This is a genomic window from Microbacterium hydrocarbonoxydans (genome assembly GCF_000956475.1).
Taxonomy (GTDB): Bacteria; Actinomycetota; Actinomycetes; order Actinomycetales; family Microbacteriaceae; genus Microbacterium; species Microbacterium hydrocarbonoxydans_A.
In genome coordinates this window covers 113756-134245 of the sequence record NZ_JYJB01000003.1, presented here as the reverse complement: position 1 = coordinate 134245, position 20490 = coordinate 113756, and the positions used below count along the sequence as shown (strand labels likewise).

21 protein-coding genes, 1 tRNA gene and 1 riboswitch are annotated in these 20490 nt (G+C 68.3%); of the genes, 10 read left to right on the top strand and 12 right to left on the bottom strand.

The features are described 5' to 3' along the window. Positions 1–4 precede the first annotated feature (4 nt). Complete coding sequence (locus RS84_RS00935) at positions 5–1639, bottom strand: cation acetate symporter (protein ID WP_045255878.1); 1635 nt, start codon at positions 1637–1639, stop codon at positions 5–7. Continuing rightward, entirely contained in the window at positions 1636–1983 is a 348-nt protein-coding gene (locus RS84_RS00930) for a DUF485 domain-containing protein (RefSeq protein WP_045255877.1), read from the bottom strand. Before RS84_RS00930 ends, RS84_RS00935 begins: the two co-directional genes overlap by 4 nt. Positions 1984–2092: 109 nt before the next feature. Here RS84_RS00930 and RS84_RS00925 point away from each other — a divergent pair, with 109 nt between their 5' ends. The 3 genes from RS84_RS00925 (at position 2093) to RS84_RS00915 (ending at position 3761) form a co-directional block, all read left to right on the top strand. Beyond that, complete coding sequence (locus RS84_RS00925; protein ID WP_045255876.1) at positions 2093–2950, top strand: LuxR C-terminal-related transcriptional regulator; 858 nt, start codon at positions 2093–2095, stop codon at positions 2948–2950. Positions 2951–2967: 17 nt separating this feature from the next. Further along, positions 2968–3035, top strand: a riboswitch (guanidine-III (ykkC-III) riboswitch). A 10-nt stretch (positions 3036–3045) separates the two neighbouring features. After that, entirely contained in the window at positions 3046–3372 is a 327-nt protein-coding gene (locus RS84_RS00920) for a DMT family transporter (protein WP_045255875.1), read from the top strand. 41 nt (positions 3373–3413) lie between these two features. Next, complete coding sequence (locus RS84_RS00915) at positions 3414–3761, top strand: histone-like nucleoid-structuring protein Lsr2 (protein WP_045255874.1); 348 nt, start codon at positions 3414–3416, stop codon at positions 3759–3761. 1 nt (position 3762) lies between these two features. Here the strand turns inward: RS84_RS00915 and RS84_RS00910 are convergent, their stop codons facing one another. After that, entirely contained in the window at positions 3763–4362 is a 600-nt protein-coding gene (locus RS84_RS00910) for a MarR family winged helix-turn-helix transcriptional regulator (protein WP_082061983.1), read from the bottom strand. An 80-nt stretch (positions 4363–4442) separates the two neighbouring features. On the opposite strand from RS84_RS00910, the gene RS84_RS00905 reads away from it, so the two are divergent. Further along, positions 4443–6626, top strand: coding sequence for an MMPL family transporter (locus RS84_RS00905; RefSeq protein ID WP_045255872.1), 2184 nt, complete (start codon positions 4443–4445; stop codon positions 6624–6626). Between the two features lie 2 nt (positions 6627–6628). On the opposite strand, the gene RS84_RS00900 is transcribed toward RS84_RS00905, so the two are convergent. Continuing rightward, a complete protein-coding gene (locus tag RS84_RS00900) occupies positions 6629–7426 on the bottom strand; it encodes an ABC transporter ATP-binding protein (RefSeq protein ID WP_045255871.1) in 798 nt (265 codons plus the stop codon). Beyond that, positions 7423–8091 (bottom strand): FadR/GntR family transcriptional regulator, encoded by a 669-nt coding sequence (locus RS84_RS00895; RefSeq protein ID WP_045255870.1) that lies wholly within the window; start codon positions 8089–8091, stop codon positions 7423–7425. Before RS84_RS00895 ends, RS84_RS00900 begins: the two co-directional genes overlap by 4 nt. A 52-nt stretch (positions 8092–8143) precedes the next feature. Here RS84_RS00895 and RS84_RS00890 point away from each other — a divergent pair, with 52 nt between their 5' ends. Then, positions 8144–9901 carry a 2-isopropylmalate synthase gene (locus RS84_RS00890; RefSeq protein WP_045255869.1) on the top strand — a complete coding sequence of 586 codons (1758 nt, stop codon included), beginning with the start codon at positions 8144–8146 and terminating at the stop codon, positions 9899–9901. A gap of 214 nt (positions 9902–10115) precedes the next feature. On the opposite strand, the gene RS84_RS00885 is transcribed toward RS84_RS00890, so the two are convergent. Continuing rightward, positions 10116–10189, bottom strand: a tRNA-Arg gene (locus RS84_RS00885). Between the two features lie 124 nt (positions 10190–10313). On the opposite strand from RS84_RS00885, the gene RS84_RS18535 reads away from it, so the two are divergent. Beyond that, complete coding sequence (locus tag RS84_RS18535) at positions 10314–10796, top strand: DUF4190 domain-containing protein (RefSeq protein ID WP_052676153.1); 483 nt, start codon at positions 10314–10316, stop codon at positions 10794–10796. 9 nt (positions 10797–10805) lie between these two features. Here the strand turns inward: RS84_RS18535 and RS84_RS00875 are convergent, their stop codons facing one another. The 3 genes from RS84_RS00875 to RS84_RS00865 all read right to left on the bottom strand — a co-directional run bounded on the left by RS84_RS00875 (position 10806) and on the right by RS84_RS00865 (position 13399). Beyond that, on the bottom strand, positions 10806–11303 hold the full coding sequence (locus RS84_RS00875) for an HNH endonuclease (protein ID WP_045255868.1): 498 nt from the start codon (positions 11301–11303) through the stop codon (positions 10806–10808). A gap of 323 nt (positions 11304–11626) precedes the next feature. Continuing rightward, the gene (locus tag RS84_RS00870) at positions 11627–12487 is read right to left on the bottom strand and encodes a M23 family metallopeptidase (RefSeq protein WP_235281353.1); all 861 of its coding nucleotides are present in this window, start codon (positions 12485–12487) and stop codon (positions 11627–11629) included. 210 nt (positions 12488–12697) lie between these two features. Further along, a complete protein-coding gene (locus tag RS84_RS00865) occupies positions 12698–13399 on the bottom strand; it encodes a metal-dependent transcriptional regulator (RefSeq protein WP_045255867.1) in 702 nt (233 codons plus the stop codon). Positions 13400–13498: 99 nt separating this feature from the next. On the opposite strand from RS84_RS00865, the gene serC reads away from it, so the two are divergent. Next, a complete protein-coding gene (gene serC, locus RS84_RS00860) occupies positions 13499–14611 on the top strand; it encodes a phosphoserine transaminase (protein ID WP_045255866.1) in 1113 nt (370 codons plus the stop codon). A gap of 85 nt (positions 14612–14696) precedes the next feature. Here serC and RS84_RS00855 read toward each other — a convergent pair whose 3' ends face one another. Next, entirely contained in the window at positions 14697–15434 is a 738-nt protein-coding gene (locus RS84_RS00855) for a DUF3027 domain-containing protein (RefSeq protein WP_045255865.1), read from the bottom strand. Beyond that, positions 15418–15798 carry a cold-shock protein gene (locus tag RS84_RS00850; RefSeq protein ID WP_045255864.1) on the bottom strand — a complete coding sequence of 127 codons (381 nt, stop codon included), beginning with the start codon at positions 15796–15798 and terminating at the stop codon, positions 15418–15420. The genes RS84_RS00855 and RS84_RS00850 overlap by 17 nt, the downstream gene beginning before the upstream one ends. A 96-nt stretch (positions 15799–15894) precedes the next feature. On the opposite strand from RS84_RS00850, the gene RS84_RS00845 reads away from it, so the two are divergent. From RS84_RS00845 to RS84_RS00835, 3 genes are read left to right on the top strand one after another with little or no spacing between them, the layout of a single operon-like run. After that, positions 15895–16164 carry a hypothetical protein gene (locus tag RS84_RS00845; RefSeq protein ID WP_045255863.1) on the top strand — a complete coding sequence of 90 codons (270 nt, stop codon included), beginning with the start codon at positions 15895–15897 and terminating at the stop codon, positions 16162–16164. 10 nt (positions 16165–16174) lie between these two features. After that, positions 16175–17875, top strand: coding sequence for a helicase-associated domain-containing protein (locus RS84_RS00840; RefSeq protein WP_045255862.1), 1701 nt, complete (start codon positions 16175–16177; stop codon positions 17873–17875). Positions 17876–17886: 11 nt separating this feature from the next. Beyond that, on the top strand, positions 17887–19530 hold the full coding sequence (locus RS84_RS00835) for a DNA repair helicase XPB (RefSeq protein ID WP_045255861.1): 1644 nt from the start codon (positions 17887–17889) through the stop codon (positions 19528–19530). A gap of 34 nt (positions 19531–19564) precedes the next feature. Here the strand turns inward: RS84_RS00835 and RS84_RS00830 are convergent, their stop codons facing one another. After that, positions 19565–20467, bottom strand: a complete 903-nt coding sequence (locus RS84_RS00830) for an alpha/beta fold hydrolase (RefSeq protein WP_045255860.1) — start codon at positions 20465–20467, stop codon at positions 19565–19567. Positions 20468–20490: the final 23 nt, after the last annotated feature.

Below are 20490 nucleotides of genomic sequence, written 5' to 3'. Positions count from 1 at the left end.
GGCGCTAGTGGTCCACCGCCTTCTCGGCGCCGAACCCGGTCAGCGAGCGCACCTCCATCTCCGCCGCGAGCTGCCTGGACTCCTGGGACGAACTGGTGATGGTGCCCAGCCAGCCCAGCAGGAAGCCCAGCGGGATCGACACGATCCCCGGGTTGTTCAGCGGCCACACCGCGATGTCGATCCCGGGGATCATCGCCGTCGGCGATCCGGAGAAGACCGGAGACAGCACGATCAGGATGATGGCTGCTCCCAGACCGCCGTACATGCTCCACACGGCGCCCTGGGTGTTGAAGCGCCGCCAGAAGAGCGAGTACAGGATCGTCGGGAGGTTGGCGGATGCCGCGACGGCGAACGCCAGCGCCACCAGGAAGGCGATGTTCTGCCCCTGAGCGCCGATTCCGCCGATGATCGCCAGGATGCCGATCACGACCACGGTACGCCGCGCGACGCGGACCTCTCCGTTCGGGTCTGCGGCCACCGGGTTGCCTGCGGCATCCCTGCGCCCCTTCTGGATGACGTTCGCATAGATGTCGTGCGCGAACGACGCGGCCGCGGTGATCGTGAGCCCCGCGACGACCGCGAGGATCGTCGCGAAGGCCACGGCCGAGATGAAGCCCAGCAGAATCGGCCCACCGAGCTTCAGGGCGAGCAGCGGAGCTGCGGAGTTCGGCCCGCCGGGCGCAGCCGCGATGACATCGGCTCCGACCAGCGCACCCGCACCGTACCCGAGCACGAGTGTGAGCAGGTAGAAGCCGCCGATGAGCCAGATCGCCCACACGACAGAGCGCCGTGCCTCCTTCGCCGTCGGAACGGTGTAGAAGCGCATGAGGACGTGCGGCAGGCCCGCGGTGCCGAGCACGAGCGCCATGCCCAGCGACAGGAAGTCGAGCGGATTGGCGCCGTACTGCAGTCCCGGGCCGAGGATCGCGTCGCCCTTGGGCGAGTTCGCCACCGCCGACTCGAGCAGCCCGTTGAGGCTGAAGCCGTTGAGGGCCAGAACCCACAGCGTCATCGCCACGGCACCCGCGATCAGGAGGATCGCCTTCACGATCTGCACCCAGGTCGTGCCCTTCATGCCGCCGATCAGGACGTAGACGATCATGAGCACGCCGACCACGGCGATCACGATCGACTGTCCCACTCGGCCGTCGATGCCGAGCAGCAGCGAGACCAGGCCGCCCGCACCGGCCATCTGGGCAAGCAGATAGAAGAAGCACACGGCGAGGGTCGTGATCGCCGCAGCCATCCGCACTGGCCGCTGCTTGAGCCGGAACGACAGCACATCGGCCATGGTGAACTTGCCGGTGTTGCGCATCAGCTCGGCGACGAGGAGCAGCGCGACGAGCCACGCCACCAGGAATCCGATCGAGTACAGGAAACCGTCGTAGCCGTTGATCGCGATGGCGCCGCAGATGCCCAGGAAGGACGCAGCCGACAGGTAGTCTCCGGCGATCGCGAACCCGTTCTGAGGCCCGGTGAAAGAGCGGCCGGCCGCGTAATAGTCAGCCGCCGTCTTGTTGTTGCGGCTGGCCCTGATCACGATGAAGAGGGTCACCGCGACGAACGCGACGAAGATCGAGATGTTCAGAACCGGGTTGATCTCGAGGTCGACCGCTTCGGCGGCGTGCACGATGCTCATGACTGCACCTGCGCCTTCTCGAGCTCTTCACGGATCTCGGTCGCGATCGGATCGAGTCTTCTGTTCGCGAACGACACGTACCACATGGTGATGGCGAATGTCGTGACGAACTGGCCGAGGCCGAATAGCAGCCCGACGGTGATATCTCCCCACACTCGCTGCGCCATGAAATCATGCGCGAATGCGGCCAGAAGCACGTACGCGAAATACCAGATGAGGAAGAATGCTGCCAGTGGGAAGATGAATGATCTCTGCGTGCGTTTGAGCGTGCGGAAGCGCGAGGATTCCTCGATCGCGATGTAGTCGATCGATCCCGCATCCGCTGAGGGATTCTGTTCGTTCATGGGGCCTCCTTGCCACATGTGCCTGCATCTCTCGCGAGTGACTCGCGAGTGGTAGGGTCGACGCTACGAAATGGGGACACGATGCCGTCACCCCCGAAAGTAGGTAGTCGTGAACAGTCCGCAGGCCTGGGAATCCGAGGACGAACTCATCGCCCGCGCCGTGCGCGAGCTTGCGCAGCGCACTCGCTTCCCCGTCGCTTTCGGCGGCCTTGTCGACGAGGGCGTGGTGAGCGTCACGAGCATCATCGGAAACCGCACGCGGGCCCTGGACGGCCTGAGGGTTCGACCTGAGCGCGGCCTGGGCGGACGCGCGATGATGGAGCAGCGCCCTCGCATGACGAGCGACTACGGGTCCTCCCGACAGATCACGCACGACTACGACAACTTCGTTCTGGGAGAGGGCCTGCGGACTCTGCTCGCGCTCCCGATCCTGGTCGCGGGTCGTCCGCGCGGCGTGCTCTATGCGGGAGCGTGGGAGCATGCGCCGGTGGGCGGCGTGACGACGGCGCCGGCGATGCAGGTCGCACAGGCCGTCGCCGACGAGCTTCGCATCCGCGACGAGGTCGACCGCCGGCTGCGGTCGGTCGCGCCCCCGACGGATGCTGTCGCCCCACCACAGCGCGAAGAGCTGCGCGAGAGCTTCGCCGAGCTGCGCAGCATCGCCGCATCCGTCGACGACGCCGAGCTGCGCGCTCGCATCGCCAGAGTCGAGTCACGACTGGTGGCACTCGCCGGCGACGCGAGTCCGACGGCGACCGGGCCCATCCCGACCGTTCACCTTTCGCGACGAGAGACAGACGTCCTCGCGTGCGCAGCGCTCGGCGCGACCAACGCCGAGATCGCAGCGCAGCTCGGACTCAGGGAGGGCACGGTCAAGGCGTATCTCGGCACGGCGATGTCGAAGCTCGACGCCTCGACGCGGCACTCGGCCGTGGCGAAGGCTCGCCGCGCCGGCCTGCTGCCCTGACCCGATCGCTACCATGGGCACAGGCCGTACACCCCGGCCCCGGACGAGGCGGACCAGTACCCGGTGAGCGCAAAGACTGGCCCGAAGGGACCATCATGTCGTGGATCGTTCTCGTCGCATCCGGCATCCTCGAGGCCGTCTGGGCGACGGCCCTGGGCAAGTCGGAGGGCCTGACCAGGCTCTGGCCGACCGTCGTCTTCTTCATCGGCCTCACCGCCTCCATGTTCGGCCTCGCATTCGCGATGCGTGATATCGCCACGGGAACCGCATACGCCGTGTGGGTCGGAATCGGTGCGGCCCTCACGATCGTCTGGGCGATGATCACGGGCGACACCGAGATCTCCTGGCTGCGAATTCTTCTGCTGATGGGACTCGTCGGCTGCATCGTCGGGCTCAAACTGATAGAGCCGGGTCTCGAATAGAATTCTTGCCGCAATTGCGCACCCCGGCTAATGTCGGGTTCATGGCAAGAAGAATTGTGCACCAGTTGGTCGACGATATCGATGGCAGCGTTCTCGAAGCGGGTGAGGGCGAGACCGTTCGATTCTCGCTCAACGGCACTTCGTACGAGATCGATCTGAATGACGCGCACGCGGCAGAATTGCGTGCCGCATTCGAGCCGTACATCTCCGCAGGACGCCGCGCGGGTTCGACGGCATCCGCCTCCCGCGCCGCCGCGCCGCGCAAGCGCGCCTCGCGAAACCCCGAGGTCGCGGCGATCCGAGCCTGGGCGAACGACAACGGCTACACCCTCTCGGAGCGCGGACGCATTCCCGCTCCTGTCGTCGAGGCGTACAACGCCGCGCACTGATTCAGACGTCGCGCTCGCCGGCCTCCGCCCACGGCTGGTCGGTGAGCGCGATCTCTGCCGCCATGTCATCCAGGAAGCGGATGACGACGTCGCGCTCCTCGCGAGAAAGACGCGCCGCCGCATGGAATCTCTTCGCATGCTGACGCCCCACGGTCTCCATGGCCGCCCGACGGGATTCGGGCGTGATCGTGATGGCAAGAGCTCGACGGTCCGAAGGATGCGCTGAGCGAACGATATGACCACCGCGCTCGAGCCGGTCGAGCAGCTTCGTCGTCGACGCGGTCGAGATGCGGAGATGAGCCGCGAGAGCCCCCGGCGTCGCGACTACCCCCTGGTTGTCGCACACGATGAGGAAGTGCAGGGCGCGCATGTCCGTGCCGTTCAGCTTCATGTAGCGCAGTGATGCCTCTGAGAGCTTGTCCTCGGCCTCCCGCAGCCCTCCCAGAGCTCGCATGAGCGCGCTCACCTGGACGACGTCATCGGGGTCCATGCCCGCACGGTCGACGAGCTCGCTGCGGGGGTCGCTCGCCTCGACGTCGTACACCGCCTTGCCGGACACCACCACACGATCGCGGTCGACCGCGGCTTCGTCTGGGCTCATGACTCGATGATATCCCGGCAATAGTTTCATGCTAGGTTCTTTACTTGCCAGGCTAGGTAAACGCGCGGCAGGAGAGACTCATGGACGACCGGACCCGAACCCGAGAACCCCGAAGAGCGCGCACGCGGCGCCGCCCCTGGGCGAGGATCCTGCTGCCCGCCCTGCTGATACTCGCGTGGCTGGTGGGAGCCGGCCTCGGTGGCCCGCTGTTCGGCAAGGTCGACGAGGTCTCCTCGAACGATCGCACCGCCTACCTTCCGGAGTCGGCGGATGCGACGAAGGTGCAGGCGCTGCTCGGGGAGTTCACCGACAGCGATGCGATTCCCGCGGTCGCGGTCTTCGTCGGCGATGACGCGCTGACGGAGGCGGACACGGATGCGCTCACCGACGCTGTCGCGACCGCCCCCGAGGTCGAGGGCGTCGCCGACGACGTCTCGCCCGCGATCATCAGCGACGACGAGATGGCCGCTCAGGCATTCATCCCGATCCACAGCGACGCCGAGCTCGCCGACACCGTGCAGGCCCTCGCATCCCATCTCCGATCCGCCGTGCCCGACGGCGTCACGGTCTACATCACGGGACCTGCCGGATTCTCCGCCGACCTCGTCGCCGGGTTCGCAGGCATCGATGGCATCCTCCTCGGAGTCGCCCTGCTCGCGGTGCTCGTGATCCTCGTGCTCGTCTACCGCTCCCTGCTGCTGCCGGTGGTGGTGCTGTCGACCAGCCTGTTCGCACTCTGCGTCGCTCTTCTCGCCGTGTGGTGGCTCGCGAAGGCCGGCGTTCTCCTGCTGAGCGGCCAGACGCAGGGCATCCTCTTCATCCTCGTGATCGGTGCGGCCACCGACTACGCCCTGCTGCTGGTCTCGCGGTTCCGGGAGGAGCTGCGCGTGACGCAGGACAAGGGCGCTGCCCTCGCGGCCGCCTGGAAGGGCTCGTTCGAGCCGATCGTCGCGTCCGGCGGCACGGTGATCGCCGGCCTGCTGTGCCTGCTGCTGAGCGACCTCAAGTCCAACAGCACTCTCGGACCCGTCGCGGCCATCGGCATCCTGTTCGCGATGCTCTCAGCGCTCACGCTGCTGCCGGCGCTGCTCATGCTGTTCGGGCGGGCCGCGTTCTGGCCCCGCCGGCCGACGTTCGAGCCCCAGCGCCTCGAGGCCGAAGACGGCCGGGCCACGACGGGCATCTGGGCGCGCCTGTCCGGCATGATCGCCCGCCGCCCGCGCGCGATCTGGATCGGCACGACCGCACTGCTGCTCATCGGCGCCGCCGGCCTCACGCAGCTGAACGCCTCCGGTGCGCCGCAATCCGACCTCGTTCTGGGCGCATCCGAAGCGCGAGACGGCCAGGCGGCGCTCGGGGAGCACTTCCCCGGCGGATCGGGCAGTCCCGTCTACGTGATCATCGACGAGAACCGCCTCCAGGATGCCGCCGACGTTCTGCTCTCCGCCGAAGGCGTCGACGCAGTGACTGTGGCCTCGGCAGAGTCGCCGAGCGGCTCCGCACCGGTCACCGCAGATGGCATCGGCGCCGTGGGCGCACCGGGCGCCCCCGCGCCGGAGCCGACCATCGCGCACGGCGACGTGCTGCTGCAGGCAACGCTGGCCGATGCCGCCGATTCGGATGCCGCGGCTTCCGTCGTCCGCGCGCTGCGAACCGATCTCGATCCCCTGGGCGGACTCGTCGGAGGGGTGACGGCGACCTCCATCGACACGAACGACGCTTCGATCCATGATCGGAACCTCATCATCCCCGTGATACTCGCGGTGATCATGGTGATCCTGATGCTGCTGCTGCGCTCGCTCCTCGCGCCGGTCCTGCTGATCCTGACCACGGTGCTGTCGTTCGGAACCGCTCTCGGCATCTCCGCTCTCGTGTTCGACGGCGTCTTCCGCTTCCCCGGCGCCGATCCCGCCGTGCCCCTCTACGGGTTCGTCTTCCTCGTGGCGCTCGGCATCGACTACAACATCTTCCTGATGACGCGGGTCCGCGAGGAGTCACGCCGCAACGGCACGCGCGACGGCATCCTCCGCGGCCTGTCCATCACCGGCGGGGTGATCACCTCGGCAGGGCTCGTGCTGGCAGCGACATTCGCCGCCCTGTCGGTGATACCGATCCTGTTCCTCGTGCAGCTGGCGTTCATCGTCGCCTTCGGCGTGCTGCTCGACACGTTCATCGTCCGCTCGCTGCTCGTGCCCGCTCTGTCCTACGACATCGGCCGGCGGATATGGTGGCCGTCGACGCTGTGGCGCACTGGAGACGACTGAGCTCAGACAGCGAGCCGCCGTCGCGCCCTCGCGCTCCAGCGCCCCGCTTCGCGCGCCACATCGATCGGATGCCGGAAGGCCTCGCTGATGGTCTCCGAGGTGACGACGTCTGAGACCTCTCCCGCCGCGACCACTGCGCCTTCGGAGATGATCATGGCGTGGGTCGTGCTCTCGGGCAGCTCCTCGAGATGATGGGTCACGAGCACCGACGCGAGCTCCGGCTCGTTCCGGGAGAGGTCATCGATCGTCTCGAGCAGCTGCTCGCGCGCGGCGACGTCGAGACCCGTCGTGGGCTCGTCGAGCAGCAACAGCGCCGGGGAGGGGGCGAGCGCCCTGGCGATGAGCGATCGTCCGCGCTCGCCCTGCGACATCGTCGGCCAGCGCGCATCGTCGCGATCGGCGAGGCCCACCAGGGCGACCAGTGCCGCAGCTCTGAGACGCTGCTGCTCGCTCGGCTCCCAGCGCAGCATCCGCTCTATCGTGCCGGTGAATCCCGTGAGAACGACGTCGAGCACGGTGAGATCCGAGCGGATCGGATGCCGAGGGTTCACGTGCCCGATGTGACGGCGCAGTTCCTGGAGGTCGACCCGCCCCAGCCTCTCGCCCAGGACGTCGACGGTTCCCGAGGTGGGGTGGGTCTGTGCGCCGCAGAAGCCCAGGATCGTGCTCTTGCCGGCGCCGTTCGGGCCGAGGAGCGCCCAGTGCTCGCCCCGCGCGACCCGCAGGTCGATGCCGTGGAGGATCTCGTTGCCGCTCCGCCGGAAGGTGACCTCGTCGAGCCGCAGCAGGTCGACGCTCACGCGAGCGCCGCCTTGAGCTCCCGCAGATGGCTGCGGCTCTCCGCCGCCGCAGCCTCCGCGTCATGCCCGACGATCGTGTCCGTGAGGCGCACATGGCGCCCGTGGTCCTCCGCCCCGCCGAAGCTCGCACGGATGCGGAGCATCTCGACCATCGTCTGCCGCAGGCGAGGGGTCAGGCCGTCGAAGAGGTCGAGCAGGATCGGATTGTGGGCGGCCGCGACGATCGTGCGGTGGAACGCGGTATCGGCGTCGACGTGGTCTTCGATCGTCGACACGGCGGCGCGGCGATGCTCCAGTGCGCGGCGGATGGCCCGCACATCGGCAGCTGTGCGGCGCTCTGCCGCAAGAGAAGCGGCCTCGGATTCGATCGCGATGCGCGCCTCGATCACGCTGACGATGTCGGCACGGCGGAGCACGGCATCCCAGTCCTCCGGTGCATCCAGGGCCGTCACGAAGACGCCGGCACCCTGGCGGGTCGCGAGCACCCCGCGCCCGGCCAGCTGCCGGATCGCCTCGCGTACGGTCGACCGCCCCACCCCGAGCTGCGGGGCGAGGGTCGTCTCTCCTGGCAGTTTCTGGCCGAGCTGCCACTCTCCCGCGCGGATGCGGCGGAGAAGCAGCTCTGCCGCCTGATCGGCGAGCGGAGTGCGCTGGATCTGTGCCATGAATCGAGTATAACTTGTCAACTTGTCTGAGGAGTTGCTACCTTCTTCAGGCATGACCTCCCGCACTTTCCCCACGCTCTCCACACCCTCGGGCCCCGTACCCGCCGACGCCGCTCCCTGGAACCGTCAGCGCGGCTCGCAGATGCCCTCGCACCGCTACCTCTCCGCCCACGAACGCGTGCCGCTCCCCCTCACCGACCGCCTCTGGCCCTCGCGCCGTCTGACGCAAGCGCCCCTGTGGGTGCCGGTCGACCTCCGAGACGGGAACCAGGCGCTCGCGGAGCCGATGGATCCCGCCAGGAAGCGACGCTTCTTCGAGCTCATGATCGCGATGGGATACAAGGAGATCGAGGTCGGGTATCCCTCCGCATCGCAGACAGACTTCGATTTCGTCCGCCTCATCGCCCGGGGCGACCTCGCCCCGGAAGATGTGACGATCGTCGTGTTCACGGCTGCGCGGCGTGACCTCATCGAACGCACGGTCGCCTCGATCGAGGGCATCCGCAATCCCGTCGTCATCCACGTGTACACCGCGACCGCGCCGACGTGGCGGGACGTCGTGCTCGGCCGCACGAGGCAGGAGCTGAAGGAGCTGATCGTCACCGCGGGTCAGGACGTACTCGCCCTGGCCGGCGACAGACCGAACGTGCGCTTCGAGTTCTCGCCCGAGGTCTTCAACCTCACCGAACCCGACTACGCGCTCGACGTCTGCGATGCGATGACCGAGCTGTGGGATGCGGAGCCCGCCCGCCCCGTCATCCTGAACCTGCCCGCCACGGTCGAGATCGCGACGCCCAACGTCTACGCCGATCAGATCGAGTACATGCACCGCAACCTGGCCCGCCGCGACGGCGTGATCCTGTCCGTGCATCCGCACAACGACCGCGGCACCGGCATCGCGTGTGCCGAATTGGCGGTGCTGGCGGGAGCGCAGCGCGTCGAGGGCTGCATCTTCGGAAACGGCGAGCGCACCGGCAACGTCGACATCGCGACCCTGGCTCTCAATCTGCATGCGCAGGGCATCGATCCCATGATCGACTTCTCGGACATCGACGAGATCCGCCGCACCGTCGAGTTCTGCAACGGCATCGAGGTGCATCCGCGGCACCCCTACGTCGGCGACCTCGTGCACACCGCCTTCAGCGGCACCCACCAGGATGCGATCCGCAAGGGCTTCGCCGAGCACAGGGCACGCGCAGCGGCCGAGGGCGTGGACGAACGCGATCTGGCCTGGCGAGTGCCGTACCTGCCGATCGACCCCGCGGATCTCGGGCGCGGCTATGAGGCGGTCATCCGCGTGAACTCGCAGTCGGGCAAAGGCGGGATCGCCTACCTTCTCGAGACCGAGTTCGGTGTCGAGCTGCCCCGACGACTGCAGATCGACTTCGCCCATCGGGTACAGGAGCACGCGGATGCCGTCGGCGACGAGCTGACGGCCGGCGAGCTGTGGACGCTGTTCGAGGCGAGCTATCTGCTGCGCGAGCCTTCGGAGCCCGAGCTCGTGCGCTACCGCCTCGATGGCGAGCAGACGGAGATCGCGCTGCGGATCGGCGGCGAAGAACGCTCGCACCGGACCTCAGCGGTCGGCCCCGTCGAGAGCCTGGTGTCGGCGCTCGAGGCCGCAGGGATCGGGATCGAGGTGCTCTCGCTGCACCAGACGAGTGTCGGCACCGGCGCCGACAGCGACGCGCTCTCGCTGGTGGAGTACCGGCGCGGGGCCGACGTGCGATGGGCCGCGGGGCGGGCGCGGTCGGTGCTGGAGGCGAGCTTCGCGGCGGTGATGGGCGCGAGTGGGCGGGCGGGCGCTTAGAGGGGTGAGAGCAGGGGCGCCTTCGGCGGCCCCCACTGGGACGTCGTGCCCTCGCGTCGCCATCGGCCACTCCACACGCCGCTTGATCGCGAGGCGGGGAACGGTGGGAGCAGAGGGCGGCGTGCGGAGCCTCCGGCCGATGGGGCCCCGCTGTCGAGGGAGACTAGACGTCCCGGTTGGGGGCGGCCTTCGGCGGCCCCCAACCGGGACGTCGTGCCCTCGACAGGATTCGAACCTGCGACCTGCCCTTTAGGAGAGGGCTGCTCTATCCTGCTGAGCTACGAGGGCCTGCGACAAGCTTAGAGGAATCCCGACGACGTTCCGCGGCCACCCTGGGCTCGCTCCGCAGCATCCGGTATCTTCGGGTTCGTCGGCGGCATCCGCTGTTCCGACGATGACCAGGAGGACGACGATGACTGATCCGTCGAGGCCGGAAGACCACAACCCCTACGCCCCGCCGCCTGCCGGCGAACCCGTCATGCCACCCGTACCGGCGCCGCAGGATGCGCCGCCCGCATACCAGCCGCCGGCCGCGCAGCCGCCGCTGACTCCAGGAGTTCAGCCGCCCGCGGCGCAGCCGCCGCAGTACCCGGGCGCTGCGTACCCCGGCGCGCCGGTGGCCGGCCCGCAGTCGACGCCTCCCGCGGCGAAGAACTCGGCGAAGACGTCCAGCATCATCTCGCTCGTCGCCGGGATCGTCTCGATCTTCCTGATCCCCTACATCGCCGGAATCGTGGGCATCGGCACGGGCGTGACAGCCATCCGCATGAACAACGCGGCAAAGAACTCGGGTGCCGGATTCAACAGCGCGTACACGGGCATGGCGATCGGCGGCATCGTGCTGGGCGCGATCGGAATCGTCTTGAAGCTGGTACTCGACATCGCCCTGCGCTGAGAATTCGGCTCACGCCGCGAGAGCGAGATACGGCTCCCACCGCGGATCGCTGCGCTCGCTCCCCCGCACCGTCCACGACGTCCCGTGCGGGGGGCGCGGCGTGAACCGCAGCTCCCAGTGCATCTCCTGCGGGGTGCGATTGCTCTTGATGTTGTTGCAGCGCAGGCAGCAGGCGACCAGGTTCTCCCAGGAGTCCGCTCCCCCGCGCGATCGCGGCAGCACATGGTCGATCGTCGAGGCCGCCTTGCCGCAGTAGCCGCAACGGTGGTTGTCGCGGCGCAGCACCCCGCGCCTGGTGACAGGGACCCGCCGGCTGAGCGGGACTCGCACGTATCTGGAGAGGATGATCACCGCGGGCCGGTCGTAGACGCCATGGCTTCCCCAGACGGGATCGTCTTCGACCCGCTCGATCACCGTCGCCTTGTCATTCATGACCAGGACCAGGGCTCTCTTGAAAGACACGATCGCGAGCGGTTCGTATCCGGCGTTCAGGACCAGTGTGCGCATTCGTCATCCTCTCGATCCGCCGGGACGGCTTCCCGGCACTCTCGACTCACACGAGGCCGCGCAGCCGGCAGAGCGGACGCGGGGACGAAAAAAGGCGCTGTCTTTACAGACAGCGCCTTCTGCGCACGGCAGCACCGTGGCGTCCCTGCGGCCGATGCTGAAGGACGTGACGACCGAGGGCATCCATGGTGCGGATGCTCGGTATCTGTTCCATCAGCCTCTCCCGTCAGTGCGACAACGGGAACAGGCTAACCCATTCCCCTGAGGACTGGGCGAAACTCCGAGTGAACGCCCGAAGGCGTGTCAATGACGGATGACGGCTATCAGCCGGCGTTGGCGGCGAGCCAGCCGATCGGCTCGACCAGGGTGCCGTTGATCTTCACCTCGAAGTGGAGGTGGTTGGCGGTCGAGTGCCCCGTGCTGCCGACGAGCCCGATGAGCTGCCCCGCCTCGACCGTCTGGCCCACCTCGACCTGGCGAGTGCCGTAGGTCATGTGGCCGTAGGTGGTCGAGACGCGCTGACCGCCCACGACACTGTCGATCACGACGCCGACGCCGTAGCCGTAGTAGCTCTCGGAGGAGACGCGGACCACGCCGGCCGCAGCCGCGTAGATCGGGGTCAGCGCCGGGCAGACCATGTCGGCGCCGTTGTGACCGCTGCCGAGGGTGCGGCTCACGTTGTAAGAGCCCTGCGGGAGCGGATAGCGCACCTCACCGGAACCGGGCGAGACGAGAGCGTACTTGCTGATATCGAAGCCCGAGGACGAGGCGGTGGATGCCGCGGCCGCTGCACGAGCTGCGGCGGCCTCTTCGGCCTTCTTCTTCTCGATCTCTTCGGGGGTGGTCGCCGTGAAGGCGCCATGCACGAGCGGGGCGGCGGTCGCCTCGGATGCGACGATGAGCGACTGAGCATCGACCGCGGCGAGCTGCTGCAGGGTCGTCGCCTCTTCTGCAGGCTTCGACGAGGCGTAAGCGGGAAGCGCGATGGCGGCGACGAGAGCACCCACTGCGCCGAAGATCGCGACCGAACGGAGCGGCTTCATGACGTTGCGTGCCGGCTTGGCTGCACCCGTGCGACGGGCGAGTGCGCGGTCTTCGGTTGTCTTCGCGGGCGGTTCGATGTCTGCGGCCAAAACTATGTCCTCCAGGGCCTGCACGCTCGGGTAGCGCTGGCTCGTCGGCACTCTGCTTCTCGTGGCACGTATGTAACTCGGGGTACTTTGTGCGATTTCACCGCGAAGACGACGAGCCTGAAAGGCGACCATCGCGGGTAACCACCAGCGGGCTTCTTCGCTGGCGACCTGTCCGAGGTTACCGGAAGATAACGATCGTGTCACCCTGTAAAGCTGTTAATCCCCGGGGAGCAGGTTCGGGGTGCGAGCCGCGATCGGGCGTCAGACGGGTTCGCCGACGAGGAAGATGTGCGAGGCGAGCTCAACCGGGAGCTCGAGCCCCTCGTCTTTGCCGTCCATCTGGATCAGGACATAGCCCTCGTTGAAGCGGTAGTCGCCCTTCGCTCCGGGCACCACGCCCGCATCGCGCAGCTGCTCCAGCAGCTCGGGATCGACCTGAGCAGGCTCGGCGAGACGACGCACGGTGCCCTCGATGGGCTCTCCCGCGGCGGTCAGCTTCTGCACGAGGCCGATGACGCCTTCGTCGAAGGTGCGCACGGGGAGATCGCCGAGCTGATCGAGACCCGGGATCGGGTTGCCGTAGGGCGACTCCGTCGGGTGGCCGAGGAGCTCCACGAGCCGTCGTTCGACCTGCTCGCTCATCACGTGCTCCCAGCGGCATGCCTCTTCGTGCACATACGCCCAGTCGAGGCCGATCACATCGGAGAGCAGGCGCTCGGCGAGACGGTGCTTGCGCATCACGTCGACCGCCTTGCGCCTACCGGCGTCGGTGAGCTCGAGCGTGCGATCTTCGGACACGACGACGAGGCCGTCGCGCTCCATCCGCCCCACGGTCTGCGACACCGTCGGACCCGAGTGTCCGAGTCGCTCGGAGATGCGCGCGCGCAGCGGCACGATGTTCTCCTCCTCGAGTTCGAGGATTGTGCGGAGGTACATCTCCGTGGTGTCGATCAAGTCCGTCATCTGGCCCTCCGGGTCTTCTTAGGCAAGCCTACATTCCTGCGACGATGTCGGCGCGTCACGCGGCGAAACGGCGCGGGTCGCGCAACATAGAATCGACCCATGGCGATCGAGATTCCCCGTGACCTCCTGCCCGCTGACGGCCGCTTCGGGTGCGGCCCCTCGAAGGTGCGGCCGGAGCAGCTCGATGCGCTGCTCGCCGCGGGAGCGAGCGTGCTCGGCACGTCGCACCGCCAGGCGCCCGTGAAGAATCTGGTCGGAAGCGTGCGCGAGCAGCTCGCGGCGCTCTTCCGCATTCCCGAGGGCTACGAGGTCATCACCGGAAACGGCGGCTCCACCGCGTTCTGGGATGCGGCAGCCTTCGGCCTCATCGAGAACCGCAGCCAGAACCTCGTCTTCGGCGAGTTCGGCGGCAAGTTCGCGGCCGCCGCCGCTGCTCCCTGGCTGCAGGCCCCCGATGTCCGCAAGGCCGAGCCCGGGTCGCGCATCGCCGCCGAGATCGTCGACGGCGTCGACGTGTACGCCTGGCCGCACAACGAGACCTCCACCGGCGTGTCCGCGCCGGTCGAGCGCGTCGCCGCGGAGGGCGCACTGACCGTGATCGACGCGACCAGCGCGGCCGGCGGAATCGACTTCGACGCCGCGCAAGCCGACGTCTACTACTTCGCGCCGCAGAAGAACCTCGGCTCGGACGGCGGCCTGTGGTTCGCGGTCGTGTCGCCTGCGGCGATCGACCGGATCGAGCGGATCGCGGCATCCGGTCGCTACATCCCCGAGTTCCTCAGTCTGAAGAACGCGGTCGACAACTCGCGTCTGAACCAGACCCTGAACACTCCGGCGCTCACGACCCTGCACCTGCTCGACAGCCAGCTGCGCTGGATCCTCGCAGGCGGCGGGCTCGAGTGGGCCGCTGCTCGCACGGCGGAGTCCTCCGGAGTTCTCTACGACTGGGCCGAGGCCAGCTCGGTCGCCACGCCCTTCGTCGCGGACGCCGCGCACCGCTCCCCTGTCGTCGTCACGATCGACTTCGACGACACCGTGGATGCTGCGGCGATCGCGAAGACGCTGCGCGCCAACGGCATCGTCGACACCGAGCCGTACCGCAAGCTCGGCCGCAACCAGCTGCGCGTCGCGACCTTCGTCTCGATCGAGCCCGACGACGTGCGCCAGCTCACCCGCTCCCTCGACTACGTCCTCGAGAACACAGGCGCCTGAGCCACGAGCGGATCCCGGGGCGCCTCCGTGCGCCTCGGGACGCCGCAGCGATGGGCCTGCTCGCTGTCACCTGACGAACGAGGGCTCACTCCTCGTCGTCGGAGCCCGTCTCGGCCGCGGCCTCTGATTCGGAGTCGACGGGCTGATCGTCGACTGCGCCGCCATCGCCATCGGAGTCATCGGCGAGGTCGTCGTCGAAGCCCTCGTCAGACTCGTCGTCGTCGAAGCCCTCGTCAGACTCGTCATCGTCATCATCGTCCGACTCGTCATCGTCATCATCGTCCGACTCGTCGTCGAGGACGACCGAGTCGTCGAGCTCATCGATGTCGACCCCGTCGAGATCACCGGCGTGCAGAGCGCGCGGCTCGTCGCCGTCGAGCACGTCCTCGTCATCATCGTCGTCGTCATCGTCGTCGAGCACGTCGTCCAGGCCCTCAGCCTCGGCGGCCGCGAGCACGTCGAGCTCATCCGCCGCCGCTGCCGCCGCCTGCTCGGCGAGCTCCACCTGATGTGCGCGGTACTCGGCCAGACGCTCGGCCCACGGCACCCACTCGGGTGCCAGCAGCGCACCGTCGCCGGGGAGCAGCTCCACCTCGAGCACGGTGGGCTCCTCGTCATCGACGCGAGCCACCGTGACGGTCCAGTACCAGCCCGGATAGCCGGGGAGGCGGTTCGCGAAGCGCAGAGACACGGAGCCGTCGTCTTCGACGAGATATCCGGCCGCGGGGCCGACTGTCGACGCCGGTGTGATCTCGCGCAGCGCGTTCAGCGCGAGATCATGTGCGTCGAGGAGACGCTGGTCTGCCTCAGGCGTCGAGGTCATCAGCGACCTTGCGCAGAACGGCCGCGATCTTGCGGCTGTGGCCGGACGAGGGGTAACGGCCGCGGCGCAGATCGGCGCCCATGCCGTCGAGAAGCTTCACGAGATCTTCGACGATGATCGCCATATCGTCGGCCGGCTTGCGCTTCGCCTTGGCGAGGCTCGGCGGCGCCTCGAGCACGCGCACCGACAGCGCCTGCAGGCCGCGCTTGCCGTCTGCGACGCCGAACTCCACACGCGAACCCGCCTTCACAGCCGTACCCGCAGGCATGGCTGATGCGTGCAGGAAGACATCCTGACCGTCATCGGTGGCGATGAAGCCGAAACCCTTGTCTTCGTCGTAGAACCTGACCTTGCCGGTGGGCATGGGAGAAACCTCGCTGAGTCGGTGTGGAGATATGGCGCGCTCGAACAGAGCGCCCTCCCCCAGCCTACCGGTCGGGGACGCACTAGGCTGAGACGGATGAGTACGCCGACTTCCGAGCCCGAGATCCGCAGAGTGGACCGCTTCCTCGCATTCGCCGCGCTCGGCCTCATCGCCGCCTCGATCCTCGGATTCATCTCGATCATGATCGGCACGGCCAATGGCATGGATGAAGCAGCCTTCGCAGAGGGCGTCTGGCCGTTCGTCGCCAGCATCCTCTATTGGGGTCCGCCGCTCGCCTTCGTGCTGATCATCACGCTGCTCGTGATGAGCTTCATCCGGAAGGGCCGCGCGGCATCGCGTTCCTGAGGAATCACTTATGAGCACGCATGCGCGACCGCTGGCCGAATGGCTGGCCGCGTCGAGCGATGACGTGCTGGTCGCCCTGTTCCGCGCGCGCGGTGTGCGTCCGGACGCCGGATGGCAGGACTTCTTCGACGCCGCCGAAGCACTCCTCGACCCCGTGGCGCTGAACCGCGTGCTGCCGACTCTGACATCCGCAGAGGCATCGGCGCTCAGCGCGGCGGCGTCGGGCGCGGATGCCGGAGAGCAGCGAACCGCGCTGACCGCGCTCGGTCTCCTCCAGGTCGACGGAGCCCCGTTCCCACCCGTGACGACTGCGGTGCGGGACCGCCCCGCTCCAGCCGCGATGCAGAGGACCGATCCCGTTCCTTCGGAGACGCATGCCGCAGCGCTCGCGGCCGAGCGCGCGCTGACGACGGTGTCGGCAGTCGCCGATCTGCTGCTGCGCGCCCGCGAACGCCCGCTGGGACTGCTCTCCGGCGGCACTGTGAGCGCAGGCGAGAAGAAGCAGCTGGCCGAGAACGGAATACCGGCGGAGGCCGTCGACCCGCTCATTCAGCTCGCGGTCGATGCCGGTCTCGCAGCCGCCGACGGGAAGCGCATGGGCGCCACCGACGATGCCGAGCGCTGGCTGCGGTTCTCGGTGGCCGAACGATGGAGCGCCCTGGCCACAGGCTTCCGCGATGCCCTGCCCCGCGGCATCCGCACGCCGTCGGGCGGGTGGCTCGCACCCGCCATGTGGCCGTCCGCGTATCCGTGGGATCCGACATGGTCCGGGCGCAGCGCGGCGCTGCGCGAGCGAGCCCGCCTGCTCGCGCTCCTCGCAGATGACGGATCGGAACCTGCGTGGAGCGCGCCCATGCGCGCAGGCGCAGGTCCCGCCGCGCACGAGCTCACCGCGCTGCTGCCGGCCGAGGTCGACCGCATCTTCCTGCAGAACGATCTCACCGCGATCTCGCCCGGGCCGCTCGAACCGGCCCTCGACGTGCGACTACGGACCATGGCCGATCGCGAATCCGCGGCCCAGGCGTCGTCGTACCGCTTCACCACGGAGTCGATCGCGCGCGCAGTGGCTTCCGGCGAGACCGAGACGTCGATCCTCGAGTTCCTCGGAGGGATCTCCCTCACCGGCATCCCCCAGCCCCTGCAGTATCTGGTCGCGCAGACCGCGCAGCGCCACGGACTGGTGCGCGTGTCCTCGGATGCCGAGACCGGCCGCACGCGCATCGAGAGCGTCGATCAGAACCTTCTCGAGGCGATCGCGGTCGACCAGGCGCTTCGTCCTCTGGGGCTGACGAAGCATGTCGGCTCGATCACGTCGCGGGTCGGCCGCGACACGGTGTACTGGGCTCTCGCCGATGCACGCTATCCCGCGATCCTCGTCGACGAGCACGGTCGTCCGATCGCCGGCGACCGGCATCCGCTCGTCCGCACCACGGCTCCCGCCCCTGACTACTCGGCTCTCATCCGCGCTCTCCGATCCCACCAGGGACCGGACGCCGATGCCGCCTGGCTCGATCGCGAGCTCGACGCGGCCGTGCGCGCTCGTGCAGTGCTCAGGGTGGTCGTGGGGATGCCGGACGGATCGACCAGAGAGCTGATCATGGAGGCCACGGGACTCGGCGGCGGACGACTGCGCGGACGTGACCGCGCAGCGGACGTGGAGCGAACCCTTCCCGTGTCCAGCATCCGATCCGCCACCGTGATCCCGCAGTAAACTGGACAGCTATGTCTGATGGCCCTCTGATCGTGCAGAGCGATCGCACCGTCCTGCTCGAGGTCGCTCATGCGGATGCCGAGGCGGCCCGCCACGAGCTCGCGATCTTCGCCGAGCTCGAGCGCGCCCCCGAGCACATCCACACGTACCGGATCACGCGCCTGGGCCTGTGGAACGCGCGTGCGGCGGGACACACCGCTGAGGACATGCTGGAGACGCTCGACCGCTGGTCGCGTTTTCCGGTACCGCCCTCGGTGTCCGTCGACCTGCGCGAGACTGTGAACCGCTACGGGCGCCTCGTGATCGAGCGCGACGGCGAAGGCACGTTGATCCTGCGCTCGAACGACCCCGCCGTCCTCACGCAGGTCGCGAACAACAAGCGCATCCAGCCGCTGCTGATCGGGCATCCCACGCCCGACACGTTCGTCGTCGATGCCTGGGCTCGCGGCCAGATCAAGCAGGAGCTGCTGAAGATCGGCTGGCCCGCCGAAGACCTCGCCGGCTACACGCCGGGAACGCCGCACGACATCGAGCTCGCCGAGGACGGCTGGCAGATCCGCCCGTATCAGCAGGATGCCGTCGACGCGTTCTCGAAGGACGGCTCAGGCGTCGTGGTTCTCCCCTGCGGCGCGGGCAAGACGATCGTCGGCGCCGGCGCCATGGCCGCGACCAAGACGACCACGCTGATCCTCGTGACGAACACGGTCTCCGCCCGCCAATGGCGCGACGAGCTGCTCAAGCGCACGAGCCTCACGCCGGAGGAGATCGGCGAGTACTCGGGTCAGGCCAAGGAGGTCAAGCCCGTCACGATCGCGACGTACCAGATCCTCACGGCCAAGCGGAAGGGAGAGTACGCCCACCTCGCCCTTCTCGACGCGCTCGACTGGGGCCTGATCGTCTACGACGAGGTGCACCTGCTCCCCGCTCCCGTGTTCAAGCTGACCGCAGATCTACAGGCCCGCCGTCGCATCGGCCTCACCGCGACCCTCGTGCGCGAGGACGGCCGCGAGGGCGACGTGTTCAGCCTGATCGGGCCCAAGCGCTTCGACGCTCCGTGGAAGCAGATCGAGGCGCAGGGATTCATCTCCCCCGCCGTCTGCTACGAGGTGCGCGTGGACCTTCCGCCGAGCGATCGGCTCGAGTATGCCGCCGCCACCGACGATGAGAGGTATCGTCTGGCCGCCTCCGCGCCGGCGAAGATCGACGCCGTGAAGGAGCTCATCGCGAAGCATCCGGACGAGCAGATCCTCGTCATCGGCCAGTATCTCGACCAGCTCGACACGCTCGCCGATGCGCTGGATGCTCCGCAGATCACTGGCGCGACGCCCGTCGATGAGCGCGAGGAGCTGTACCGGCAGTTCCGCGAGGGCGAGATCCAGCTGCTCGTGGTGTCGAAGGTCGCGAACTTCTCGATCGATCTGCCGGAGGCCTCGGTCGCGATCCAGGTGTCGGGGTCGTTCGGCTCACGGCAGGAGGAGGCCCAGCGCCTCGGGCGCCTGCTGCGACCCAAGCAGTCCGGCCACACGGCGAGCTTCTACACGCTGGTCGCCCGCGACACCATCGATCAGGATTACGCGCAGAACCGTCAGCGCTTCCTCGCCGAGCAGGGCTACAGCTACACGATCATGGACGCCGACGCGCTCGACGCCGCCTGAGCGGGAGTGGCCGGCGCGGGCGGGCGGCGGTGCGTCAGCCGGCCCGCTCGAACCAGTCCAGGATCAGCGCCGTGACGGCTTCCGGCGCGTCATCCGTGAGGAAGTGGGCCGCATCGTCGACGAAGGCGAGCTCGAAGCGGTCGGCCCGCCGCTCGTGGTCCCGGCAGATGTGCCGTGCGATCGGCTCCGCGAACGGCCCGTCCTGCCGACCGAACACCGCGAGTGTGCGTGGCTGCAGACGCATCCGCCGGTAGTGGCCGCTCATGAGGCGCAACGACACCGGGATGACCATTCCGCGGTACAGCGCGGTCACGGCGTTCTCCACCTCCGCGCGATCGTGCACGCGCAGGTAGCCGTCAATCGTCGCGTCCGACAGCTGCCTCGTCGCGTATCGCGGGCTGAAGAGCCCCTTGAGCGATCTGCCCCGCCGGTGCAGGAGCAGCGCCGGCATGTGCGCGAACGCGGGCACGACCTTCGGCGTGAAGAGCATGAACCCCGGTGGCACGGAGAGCTGGACCATCGTGCGCACCCGCTGCGGCTGCAGATAGGAGATCTGCATGCCGGAGATCGCGCCCATGTCGTGGCAGACGAAGTGCGCGCGACGGATGCCGAGGGCGTCGAGCACCGCGATGACATCGTCGCGCTGCGAATCGGGGCCGAAGCTCGGATCTGCGGCCTCCGTCCACCCGGAGCCGCGCAGATCCGGGCAGATCACCCGGTATCCGCGCGCCGCGATCGCCGGCGCGATCGCGCGCCACTGCCACCAGTGCTCGGGGAAGCCGTGCAGCATGACAACAGGCTCGCCCTCCCCGATCTCGGCGACGTGCGTGCGAAGACCGCGCGTCTGCACCATCGAATGCCGGAAGCCCTCCGCTTCGGGGAGGGCGGGCGACCACGCACCCTGAACGGATCCCTGCGGGATCGCCGGTGTGTCCATGATGAGACCTCCACGTCGCTGCA